The sequence below is a fragment of the Novosphingobium sp. genome, from assembly GCF_041915465.1.
Classification (GTDB): domain Bacteria; phylum Pseudomonadota; class Alphaproteobacteria; order Sphingomonadales; family Sphingomonadaceae; genus Novosphingobium.
Genome location: NZ_JAYSBK010000100.1, coordinates 1 through 10,757, shown reverse-complemented (window position 1 = coordinate 10,757; position 10,757 = coordinate 1). Strand labels below are relative to the sequence as shown.

Annotated in this window: 9 protein-coding genes and 1 pseudogene; 6 read left to right on the top strand and 4 right to left on the bottom strand. The window is 64.5% G+C overall.

Annotated features, from left to right (window positions below):
* The 3 genes and pseudogenes from ACE3SN_RS14000 to ACE3SN_RS13990 form a co-directional block, all read right to left on the bottom strand.
* A pseudogene (locus ACE3SN_RS14000) lies at positions 1-149 on the bottom strand (4-hydroxy-2-oxovalerate aldolase); the annotation flags it as partial.
* Positions 146-1,090: an acetaldehyde dehydrogenase (acetylating) gene (locus ACE3SN_RS13995; protein WP_374531017.1), complete on the bottom strand. Its 945-nt coding sequence runs from the start codon at positions 1,088-1,090 to the stop codon at positions 146-148. The gene ACE3SN_RS13995 and the pseudogene ACE3SN_RS14000, both read right to left, overlap by 4 nt.
* 1 nt (position 1,091) lies before the next feature.
* On the bottom strand, positions 1,092-1,874 hold the full coding sequence (locus ACE3SN_RS13990) for a 2-keto-4-pentenoate hydratase (RefSeq protein WP_374531015.1): 783 nt from the start codon (positions 1,872-1,874) through the stop codon (positions 1,092-1,094).
* Positions 1,875-1,980: 106 nt separating this feature from the next.
* Between ACE3SN_RS13990 and ACE3SN_RS13985 the strand changes: the two genes are divergently transcribed.
* Positions 1,981-2,718: an IclR family transcriptional regulator gene (locus tag ACE3SN_RS13985; RefSeq protein WP_374531013.1), complete on the top strand. Its 738-nt coding sequence runs from the start codon at positions 1,981-1,983 to the stop codon at positions 2,716-2,718.
* On the opposite strand, the gene ACE3SN_RS13980 is transcribed toward ACE3SN_RS13985, so the two are convergent.
* Positions 2,708-3,181: a flavin reductase family protein gene (locus ACE3SN_RS13980; RefSeq protein WP_374531011.1), complete on the bottom strand. Its 474-nt coding sequence runs from the start codon at positions 3,179-3,181 to the stop codon at positions 2,708-2,710. The two genes, ACE3SN_RS13985 and ACE3SN_RS13980, sit on opposite strands and share 11 nt — an antisense overlap.
* 207 nt (positions 3,182-3,388) lie before the next feature.
* On the opposite strand from ACE3SN_RS13980, the gene ACE3SN_RS13975 reads away from it, so the two are divergent.
* The 5 genes from ACE3SN_RS13975 to ACE3SN_RS13955 all read left to right on the top strand — a co-directional run bounded on the left by ACE3SN_RS13975 (position 3,389) and on the right by ACE3SN_RS13955 (position 10,666).
* Positions 3,389-4,414 (top strand): AraC family transcriptional regulator, encoded by a 1,026-nt coding sequence (locus ACE3SN_RS13975; RefSeq protein ID WP_374531009.1) that lies wholly within the window; start codon positions 3,389-3,391, stop codon positions 4,412-4,414.
* Between the two features lie 131 nt (positions 4,415-4,545).
* Entirely contained in the window at positions 4,546-5,781 is a 1,236-nt protein-coding gene (locus ACE3SN_RS13970) for a styrene monooxygenase/indole monooxygenase family protein (RefSeq protein ID WP_374531007.1), read from the top strand.
* 71 nt (positions 5,782-5,852) lie between these two features.
* On the top strand, positions 5,853-8,234 hold the full coding sequence (locus ACE3SN_RS13965) for a TonB-dependent receptor (RefSeq protein ID WP_374531006.1): 2,382 nt from the start codon (positions 5,853-5,855) through the stop codon (positions 8,232-8,234).
* Positions 8,235-8,408: 174 nt separating this feature from the next.
* On the top strand, positions 8,409-9,914 hold the full coding sequence (locus ACE3SN_RS13960) for an AMP-binding protein (RefSeq protein ID WP_374531004.1): 1,506 nt from the start codon (positions 8,409-8,411) through the stop codon (positions 9,912-9,914).
* Positions 9,911-10,666 carry an SDR family NAD(P)-dependent oxidoreductase gene (locus ACE3SN_RS13955; protein ID WP_374531002.1) on the top strand — a complete coding sequence of 252 codons (756 nt, stop codon included), beginning with the start codon at positions 9,911-9,913 and terminating at the stop codon, positions 10,664-10,666. The genes ACE3SN_RS13960 and ACE3SN_RS13955 overlap by 4 nt, the downstream gene beginning before the upstream one ends.
* Positions 10,667-10,757: the final 91 nt, after the last annotated feature.

Genomic DNA, 10,757 nt, shown 5'->3' with positions numbered 1-10,757 from the left:
ACCTCGATCGCATCGACGCCCGCGCGGTCGAGCGCCTTGGCGATCGCCTTGACGTGTTCGAGGCCATACTGGTGACGCACCGCGTGCATCCCGTCGCGCAGGGTGACGTCCTGGATATAGAGCTTCTGCGAGGTGGGATCGAAAGTCATGCCGCCGCTCCTTCGTGCATGCGCGCTGCAATCTTCTCGGCGGTCTTCATCGCTGCCGAGGTCATGATGTCAAGGTTGCCGGCATAGGCGGGCAGGTAATGCGCCGCGCCTTCGACTTCGAGGAACACCGAGACCTTGAGGCCGGTAAACTCGCCGTCCATTTCCGGGATGCGCAGCGGGCGGTTGGAGCCGATATGCTCGAACTGCACCGCCTGCTTCAGCCGGTAGCCGGGGACGTATGATTGCACTTCGGCAACCATATCGTGCACCGACTGCCGGATCGCGTCCTGGTCGGCATCGTCGCACAGGCAGTAGACCGTATCGCGCATGATCAGCGGCGGTTCGGCCGGGTTGAGCACGATGATCGCCTTGCCGCGCGTTGCCCCGCCGACGTCCATGATCGCCTGGCTGGTCGTCTCGGTGAACTCGTCGATGTTGGCGCGGGTGCCGGGACCGGCGCTCTTCGAAGCAATCGAGGCGACGATCTCACCGTAGTGGACCTTGGACACGCGGTTTACCGCCGCAACGATCGGGATCGTCGCCTGGCCGCCGCAGGTCACCATGTTGACGTTCTTCGCATCGAGGCAGGCCTCGCCGTTGACCGGCGGGATCACGTAGGGGCCAATGGCGGCAGGGGTGAGGTCCACCATCCGCTTGCCGGCCGCCAACACCAGTTCGCTGTTGCGCTTGTGCGCCCCGGCACTGGTCGCGTCGAACACGATTTCGACGTCGGCGAATTCGGGCATGGCGATCAGCCCGTCGATCCCTTCGTGGGTGGTGGCAACGCCCATGCGGGCCGCGCGGGCAAGGCCGTCGGAGACCGGGTCGATCCCCACCATCACGCCCATTTCCAGCACCTTGGACAGGCGCATCACCTTGATCATCAGGTCGGTGCCGATGTTGCCCGAACCGATGATCGCTACCTTGGTCTTGCCGGACATATCAGGCTCCCTTGAAACTGAACGAGCAGGAACCGATTCCTGCGATTTCGGTGCGCACTTCATCGCCGGCGTTCAGCGCCACCATCGGGCCAAGCGCACCGGCCAGCAGCACGTCGCCCGCTTTCAGCGGTTCGCCCGCCGCCGCGAGGGTCTGGGCGAGCCAGGCTGCGGCGTTGAGCGGATTGCCCATCACCGCCGCGCCCTTGCCGGTGGAGGCGACTTCGCCATTCACGCTCATGGTCATGGCGGCACCGGGAAGGTCCAGCCCGTCCAGCGGCAGTCCGGCCTCGGACAGCACGAAGAAGGCGGACGAGCCATTGTCGGCCACGGTATCGGCAAAGGTGATCTTCCAGTCGGCAATGCGGCTGTCGACGATCTCGATCGCGGCGTGAACCGTGGCGACGGCAGCAGCGACATCGGCGGCAGTGGACTGCGGCGAGGGCAGATCGGCCCCCAGCACGAAGGCGATTTCCGCCTCGGCCTTGGCCTGATTGCAGCGCGCAGGGTCGAGATTGCCGCCGTCGGCCACGCGCATATCGTCGAACAATACGCCGAAGTCGGGCTGGTCGACGCCAAGCTGCTTCTGCACGGCTTCGGCGGTGAGGCCAGCCTTGCGGCCGACGATGCGGCGGCCCTGCGCTTCCCACAGCCGGGTGTTGATCGCCTGCACGGCATAGGCCCCGGCGGCGTCGGTCGGCTCAAGGAAGCCGCGCAGCGGCGGGATCGGGCTTTGGGCATAGGCCGCGCGCAGCATCTGCGCGATGATTTCGTGATTGGCGGACATCGAATGCTCTCCTTGGCCATTGGTCTAACGCGATTCGCCGGTGATGGCATTACGGGCCGGGTCACGTTCTCTTGCTATGTGAGAGTTTGTGGAAGATAGGTCGGGCATGGCCACACCCTCCGCCTCCACCCTGTCCAAGGGCCTGCGCCTGCTTGCCGCGATTGTCGCTGATCAAGGGCGTTCCAGTTTGTCGGATATTGCCCAGTCGCAGGGCCTGCCGCTCGCAACGGCCCATCGTCTTGCCATGACGTTGGAGGAAGAGGGATTCCTGACCCGGCTGCGCAAGGGACATTTCATTGCGGGACAAGCCGCCGCGCGCTTGGCCGATGCGGTGATGCCGGGAGCGGCAATGCGTGGTCCGCTTGCCCGTCTCGCCCGCCAATATGGGGCCTTTGCCCACTTCGGCGTGCTGGAAGACGGGATGGTTACCTACCTCGTCAAGGAACACGGGGTCGAAGCCGACCTGTTCACCGAAGAGCGCATGCAGCTTGAAGCCTATTGCTCGGCCGTGGGCAAGGTTCTGCTTGCCGCGCTGCCTCTCGAGGAACTCGACGCCTATCTGGAGTGCGGGCCGTTCGTGGCGCTGACCCAGCACACTCTGACCGATCCAGAGGCGATCCGGCGCGAAGTTGAGGACGTAAGGCAGCGCGGAGTCGGCTTCGATCGCCGCGAGATCAGGGATGACCTCTTTTGCATGGCTGTGCCGGTTACGGGTGAGGATGGCCAGGTGCTGGGTGCGGTGTCGCTATCGCTGCTGGGCCGGGTGCCTGATGCCGCCGAGCAGCGTCGGATCATCCGGCAACTGCGCGGCGTTGCGGGTGGTGGCGGCAATCCTATGCGCTGAGAAAGCGCTGGTCGCGATAGATCAGCGCCGCGCCCGGATCCCCGAGGTGGGTCTGCACAACATCGCCGATGACGATCGCGTGGGTACCAAGGATAGTCATGCTGTGGACGCGGCAATGGACGGCAGCGAGTGCGCCGAGATCGCGCGGGGGTGCCGCTTCGCTGCGTTCCCATTCGGCCCCGGCAAACTTGTCGGCCCCGCTCTTGCCGGTGCGCCCCGCAAACTCGACGGCCAGGCCCTCTTGCTTGGCATCCAGCACGTTGACACAGAATTCGCCGCTGGCCAGCAACGCCGCAAATGTGGCGCCCGAACGATTGATGCAGACCAGCAGGCGCGGCGGCTCCATCGACAGCGAACAGACTGCCGTTGCGGTCAGGCCTGCGGCGTCCGCGCCGGTTCCGGCGGTGATGATCGTCACCGCCCCCGCCAGTTCGCGCATGGCATCCTTGAATCGCTGCGGCATTGTTACTCTCCGGTCGGTTGGTCTCTGGCTGAACTGCGCGCGGTTCATACGATGTGAGAATCAGACGCAAAAAGCCGGCCCCGGCAGCCGACTATCCCGATCGCGCAAATGGGTGGTGCAGTTGACCTGCGCGCGGAACTGTGTCGAAATTGCCATCCGGAAGGGCTGCCGGGGGAAGGGCCGCCCCGTTTTTGCACGGTGACCATTATGGTACCTTCAGGTCAGTTGGCCGGAAACCTCGCCGGTTTTGCGCCCGGTCTGCCCGAGGCGCTGGCTGGGCGCGCGTTCAAATCGCGCGATTTCGACGAAGTTCGCGCCCACGTCGGGCGGATGTACTGCGAGCACCAGATGCAGCTGATCAACCGCCGCAGCAATCTGGATCTGCTTACCCGGCGCTTCGAATGCCGGGGCCTGACGATCGCGGAAGTCACCTATGGCGCGGACGTGCTGGTGACCCCGGGCAGCCTTGACCAGTTCTACCTGATCCAGGTGCCGAGCCGGGGACGGGCCTGGGTTTCGGTCGATGGCACGCAGCACCCGTGCATGCCGGGTTTCGCCTCGGTCCAGAACCCCGAAAAGCCGATCGGGATGTACTGGAGCGCCGATTGCCAGAAGACGGTGCTGCGCTATGAGCGCGCAAGTTTTGAAAGATTCGCAGAACTTTACTCCGGCCAGCCGGTGCGCAAGGCGCTGGCCATGCGCCCTTCCGTCGCGCTTGATGAAACCGCCGGTCTTGCGCTGCGCTCGATGCTCGACAGCCTCGCCAGTGTATCGAAATTCGCTGGCGATCAGTTGCCGCCGCTGTTCAAGGCACACCTTGAAACCTGCTTCATGTCGGCGTTGCTGATGATGCAGACCCCGGACGGAATCGATGCTTTCGAACATAACGATCGCCGCGCCGCGCCGCTCGCGGTGCGCAAGGTGCGCGACTATCTTGAGGCCCATGCGCACGAGCCGATCGACCTTGCCGACCTGTGCGAGATCAGCGGGGTGCCGCTGCGCACGCTGCACGACCAGTTCCGCAAACACCTTGGCCTGACTCCGCTGCAACTGCTGCGCGAAATCCGGCTGGAGCGTGCTCGCGCCGACCTGCTGCGCGCCGCACCGGGCACCAGCGTGACCAGCGTCGCGCTTGGCTGGGGCTTCGATCACTTCGGCCGATTCGCCGCCAGTTACCGCGAACGCTTCGGCGAAACCCCGCGCGAGACCCTGCAGCGGGTGCGCACGCATTAGACTGATGGCGGCGCCATTCGGGGGGGCGCCGCACCTGCTTGCCAAAACTGGACAAACGCTGCGCCCAGCGGATTGAGCCATCGCCGCGCTGCCATAGCCTTGTCGCATTCCAATCACGGCAAGAGGAAGCGATGGCGAAGATTGCAATTGTCGGGGCCGGTCAGGCCGGTCTGCACCTCGGGATCGGGCTGCTCATGTCCGGTCATGACGTTACGATGCTGTCCAACCGCACCGGCGAGCAGATGGCGGCCGGGCCGGTGATTTCCAGCCAGTCGATGTATGGCATGGCGCTGGGCCTCGAGCGCGAACTCGGGATCGATTACTGGCAGGACAGCGCGCCGCAATATGCCGGGGCGCAGATGCGCGTGGCCGATAGCGACGGTAATGTCGCGCTCTACTGGCAGGGCGCCATGGACGAACCCGGCCAGTCGATCGACCAGCGCGTCAAGATGCCGGTATGGATCGACCGTTTCGTCGAACTGGGCGGCGATCTGCGCATCGTCGATGCCGGCGTTCCCGAACTTGAGGATCTGGCCAAGAGCCACGACCTGGTGATCGTCGCCTCGGGCAAGGGCGAGATCGGGCAGCTCTTTACCCGCAACCCCGAACGCTCGCCGTTGACTCAGCCGCAGCGCGTGCTGGCGCTGACCTACGTCAACCGCTTCAATCCGCGCCCCGGCGTTCCGGCGATCTGTATCAACATCAATCCGGGCATCGGCGAGTTCGTCTCGTTCCCCGGCCTGACGCTGAGCGGCCCGTGCGAGATCTTCACGATCGAGTCCATCCCGGGCGGCCCGATGGACGTGTGGGGCGATGTGAAGACCCCGCAAGAGCACCTTGAGGTGAGCGAGCACCTGCTGCGCACCTTTTTCCCGATCGAGGCCGAACGCATCGATGGGCATCTGGAACTGACCGACGACAAGGCCGTGCTGCGCGGGCGGATCACACCCACGACGAAGTATCCGGTTGCCACCCTGCCGAGCGGGGCCAAGGTCTTTGGCCTCGCGGATGTGGTCTGCCTCAACGATCCGCTCACCGGACAGGGTTCGAACAACGCCTCGAAGGGCGCGAAAATCTATCTCGACGCGATCAACGCGCGCGGCGATGCGCCGTTCGACGAGGCGTGGATGAACGCCGTGTTCGAGGAATACTGGGACTATGCCCGGTTCCCGGTCGCCTACACCAACCAGACGCTGGGTGTGCCGCCCGAACACATGATGCGGATCCTGAAGACCGCCGAAACGGACGCGGAACTCGCGCATCTGATGGCCAACAGCTTCAACGATCCGAAGTCGATCGCGCCCTGGTACTACGATGCGGTTGCCGCAGAGGAATTCCTCGCGGCCCGCGCCGGGATCGCTGCCTGATTCTCTCTTCGGCCGGGCCTAAGGGAAGCAGGTTCGGCCGGAATAATCCAAACGCTATGGGGAGTTATCCAATGCTGGTTATTCAACGCGTCCGCGCTGTGCGCGGGCTCAAAAGCGCATTTCTGTTCGGTTCGGCCGCCGCTGCGCTGCTTTCTTCCGCGCCGGTTCTGGCGCAGGAACAGGCTGACGGCACACCGCAGGTTTCGGCGCTCGACGAAGTCATCACGGTCACGGCGCGCAAGCGCGAGGAATCCCTTCAGGACACGCCAATTTCAATTACGGCCTTTTCCGACAAGGCGCTTGAAGCGCGCGGCATCCAGAGCACCGATGGCCTCGCCCAGCTGACCCCCAACATGACGCTGCAGAACAACCCCTCGTTCAGCGGGGCGAGCAACAGCGCCTCGATCTATATCCGCGGCGTCGGCCAGCAGGATTTCGTGCCGACCGTCGAACCCGGCGTCGGCGTCTATGTCGATGGCGTCTATGTCGCGCGCTCGGTTGGCGCGATCCTCGATCTGGTCGATTTCGAGCGCATCGAAGTGTTGCGCGGGCCGCAGGGAACGCTGTTCGGGCGCAACACGATCGGCGGGGCGATCTCGATCACCACCCGCGCGCCGGACCAGACCCTCGCCGCCAATGCCTCGGTCACCTACGGGAGCGACAACCTCACCGTGGTCAAGGGTACGGCCAACCTGCCGTTCAGCGATGCGGTCGCGCTGCGCGTCTCGGTCGGATATTTCGGGCAGGACGGCTATGTCCGCCGCACTTTCGACGGCAAGATGCTGGGCAATTCAAACCGCTTTGCCGGCCGCGCCGCGCTGCGCATCAAGCCGAGCGATAGCTGGACGGTCGATCTTGGCTTCGATGGCACTACCGCCCGCGAAAACGGCCCGGCGATGTCGCTGATCGGGATCAACTATGGCAAGACCACCGATCCTGCGACCCCGCCCTTTGCCGATATTTCCAATACCATCGCCAATGTCATGGCTGGCGGCGGTCTCGTGCCCTGCGCGACGGCCGCCGCGCCGCTCAACCTCGCGGTCGCGGGCTGCTATGACAACCGCTACGTGCTTGGCCCCGATGCCAACGCCGGCACCGCGCCGTCCTATTCCAATTCGGATATCTGGGGCGTCAGCATGGTCAACACGGTCGCATTGACCGATGACCTCGATCTCAAGAGCATCACCGCCTATCGCAAGCTTGACGGCACCTTCGCCCGCGACGGCGATGGTTCGCCGGTGGTGATCGCGCAGTTCTATGACAGCATCAAGCAGGAGCAGTTCAGCCAGGAAGTGCAGCTTCTGGGCAAGAGCTTCGACGGCAAGCTGAACTGGATCCTCGGCGGCTATTACTTCAAGGAATCGGGCGTCAACGTGAACCGCCTGCTGTTCACGATTTCGGAATTCCAGTCGGGCGGCGCGTTCCGCAACGAAAGCTTTGCCGCGTTCGGGCAGGGCACCTACGAACTGACCGATACCCTGAAGCTCACCGCGGGTCTGCGCTGGACGCATGATCGCAAGGCGTTCCACCCGGACCAGTACATCATCGAAAACCGCGCCGCCTTCCTTGGCGCGCCGTTCAATTCGCCGATCTTCGATGCCGGCACCCGCGTGCTGCCCGATGTCGAGGCGAAGGTCAGCTTCAGCGAAGTGACCCCGATGGTGAACCTGGCCTACCAGCCGACCCCTTCGCTGATGACCTATGTCACCTGGTCGCGCGGGTTCAAGTCGGGCGGCTTCAGCCAGCGCGTGTTTCCGCCGATCATTCCGGGGGTGACCACGCCGATCACCGATCCGGTCGCCGCGATCCCCTCGTTCAACCCGGAAAAGGTCGACGTCTATGAAGGCGGCGTGAAGTTCCAGACGCCCGACCGCCTGGTGACCCTGAACCTTGCGGGGTATTACACCGACTACAAGGACCTGCAGGTCCAGGTCTTCACCAGCGTCGCCCCGGTGTTCCGCAACGCGGCCAGCGCCTCGATCAAGGGCTTCGAGGCCGAAGGCCAGCTGCGCCCCCTGCCGGGTCTGTTGATCGAAGGCACGCTGGGCCTGACCGACGCGTCCTACAAGAACATCGACCAGGCGACGACCTACATCAATCCGAACAACATGTTCGAGCGCGTCTCGAAGTGGACCGCCTCGGCGGCGATCACCTATGAGTTCGAACTGCCGGGCGGATCGACCCTGCGCCCGCACGTCGACTGGTCATGGCGCAGCAAGTTCTACAACAACACCTTCAACACCGCCCAGATCGCCCAGCCGGGCTATCACCTCTACAATGCCAGCCTGGGTTGGACTTCGTCTGACGATACCTACACCTTCGCGCTGACGGTGAAGAACATCGGCGACAAGCGCTACCTGCTTTCGGGCATCCTGGTGGATGCGATCCAGGCGTTCGAAGGCGTCTACAACCGCGGCCGCGAATGGTCGTTCACGGCCTCGGTCAAGTTCTGAGCTTGACCAGTGCCGCGAAGGGAGGGCTGTCCGGTGTGCCGGGCAGCCTTCGCTTTTTTGTGACGCAAGGCGCGCGGTTCGCGGATAGTGAGAGCGCGGTTTTGAAGTGACCGGGACCCGTGTCTATGGGCTGCTTGACCAGCCGCAAGGCGACAGACTGCAAAGGCCGAGAGCATGTCGGACAACATCGTTGATATCTTCTACGCGCGCGAAGCGGGACACGGCGCGAAGCCCGCAATCGTCTGGAACGACCAGACCGTTTGCACCTTTGCCGAACTGCCCGCCCATGTCGGCCGGTACCGCGCGGCGCTGGCACAGCTTGGCGTGACGCGCGGTGAGCGGGTGATGGTGAAGACCGAGAACTCACCAGCCTTCGTCTTCACCTATCTGGCCGTGTTGGCATCGGGTGCGATCTTTGTGCCGATGAACGCGGCCTATACCGCCGCCGAAGTGGCGCTACTGGTTGAAGACGCGGATCCGGTCCTGCTGGTCCATGCCGAAAAAACTGCGGTGCCGCCTGCCGGAAGCGATCGTGCAGTGCGCGCAACGCTCAATCCCGACGGCACCGGTTCGCTGAGCGAGCTTGCGGCTGGCCTTGAGCCCGATCTTGCAGTCGAACCGATGGGCATCGACGATCTTGCCGCGATCCTGTTCACTTCGGGCACCACGGGGCGCCCCAAGGGCGCGATGCTGACCCACGGCAACCTTGGCAGCAACGTGGCCGCCCTGTTCGAGGCCTGGCACTTCAGCGACGCAGACACGATCCTGCACTGCCTGCCGCTGTTCCACGCCCACGGTCTGTTCGTGGCGCTGCACCTCGGGCTTTACAGCGCGGCGACGCTTCGGATGCTGCCCAAGTTCGATGCGGGCAAGGTGATTGCCCAACTGGCTGAGGCCACCGTCTTCATGGGCGTGCCGACCTTCTATACCCGTCTCCTCGAAAGCGCGGACTTCACCCGCGCGGCGAGCGCGGGCATCCGCCTGTTCATCAGCGGCTCCGCGCCGCTGCTGCCCTCGGTCTTTGCTGCCTTCGAGGACCGCACCGGGCACCGCATCCTTGAGCGCTACGGCATGACCGAGACGGTGATGATCACGTCCAATCCCTATGAGCAGTCGGGCCGGATCCCGGGCACGGTCGGCTATCCGCTGCCTGGCGTATCGGTGCGGATCGTCGATGGCAATCGCGCCGAACTGCCTGCCGGGGAAGTGGGCGAAATCGAAATGAAGGGTCCGAACCTGTGCGCCGGTTACTGGCGCCGGGCCGAGGCGACGGCCGAGAGCTTCTATCCCGATGGCTTCTTCCGCACCGGTGATACCGGCTTCAAGGACGAGACCGGCCGGGTGACCATCGCCGGCCGCTCGAAAGACCTGATCATTTCGGGCGGCTACAACGTCTATCCCGCCGAGATCGAGATGCTGCTGGCCGAAGTGCCCGGCGTGCAGGACGTAGCCGTGTTCGGCGTGCCGCATCCCGATTTCGGCGAGGCGGTGATGGCCGCGATCACGACCGAGGGCGATGCCTTCGCCATGGCCGCGATGGACGCGCAGATCGGTGAGAAGCTGGCCCGCTTCAAACAGCCCAAGGCAGTCCACGTACTGGATGAATTCCCGCGCAATGCGATGGGCAAGATCCTGAAGAACGTGCTGCGCGATACCTACAAGGACAGCTTCGCGAAATGAGCGAACTTACCCTTGCCGGGCAGGCGGCGATGGTTACCGGGGCCGGCTCGGGCATGGGCCGCGCCGCCGCCTTGGCCATGGCGCGCGCCGGGGCGCGGGTGCTGCTGGTGGGCAGGCGGGCAGAGCCGCTTGAGGCCGTGGCGGCGGAAATTGCGGCGCTCGGCGGCAAGGCAATCGCCTATCCGGCCGACGTCTCCCAGCGCGCGGGAGTGCGCGCTGCGGTCGATGCGGCGGTCAAGGAATTGGGCGCGCTGAACCTTGCCTTCAACAATGCGGGCGGACATGGCGATCCCGCGCCGATCGAGCAGGTCGGCGAGGATGAGGAAGACTATTACATCGATCTCAATTTCCGCTCGGTCTATTGGTGTGTGAAATACCAGGTGGCGCAGATGCGGCGGCAGGGCGGCGGGGCGATCGTCAACAATGCCTCGATCTTCGGGCTCAAGGGCATGGGCGGAATCGCCTATTATGCGGCCAGCAAGTTCGCGGTCGTCGGACTGACCAAATCGGTCGCGCTCGAATGTGCGGCGGACGGAATCCGCATCAACGCGGTCGCTCCGGGTGGGACCGAAACACCCAACTTCCTGCGCGTGATGAACGGCGATGCCCACGCGATGGACGCCATGGTGCCGATGGGCCGCATCGGCCAGCCTGATGAGGTCGCCGATGCGGTTGTCTGGCTGCTGTCGCCCCAGGCCGGCTACGTGACCGGCTCTGTGCTGTCGATTGACGGCGGCCTTTCGGCGGGCTGAGCCGCCGTCAGAATACCGCTGGCACGCTGGCCAGTACGTCAGAGGGGGCCTCGGGCGTATGGTAGGTCAGCTTGGAGTGGCTGAGGCCGAG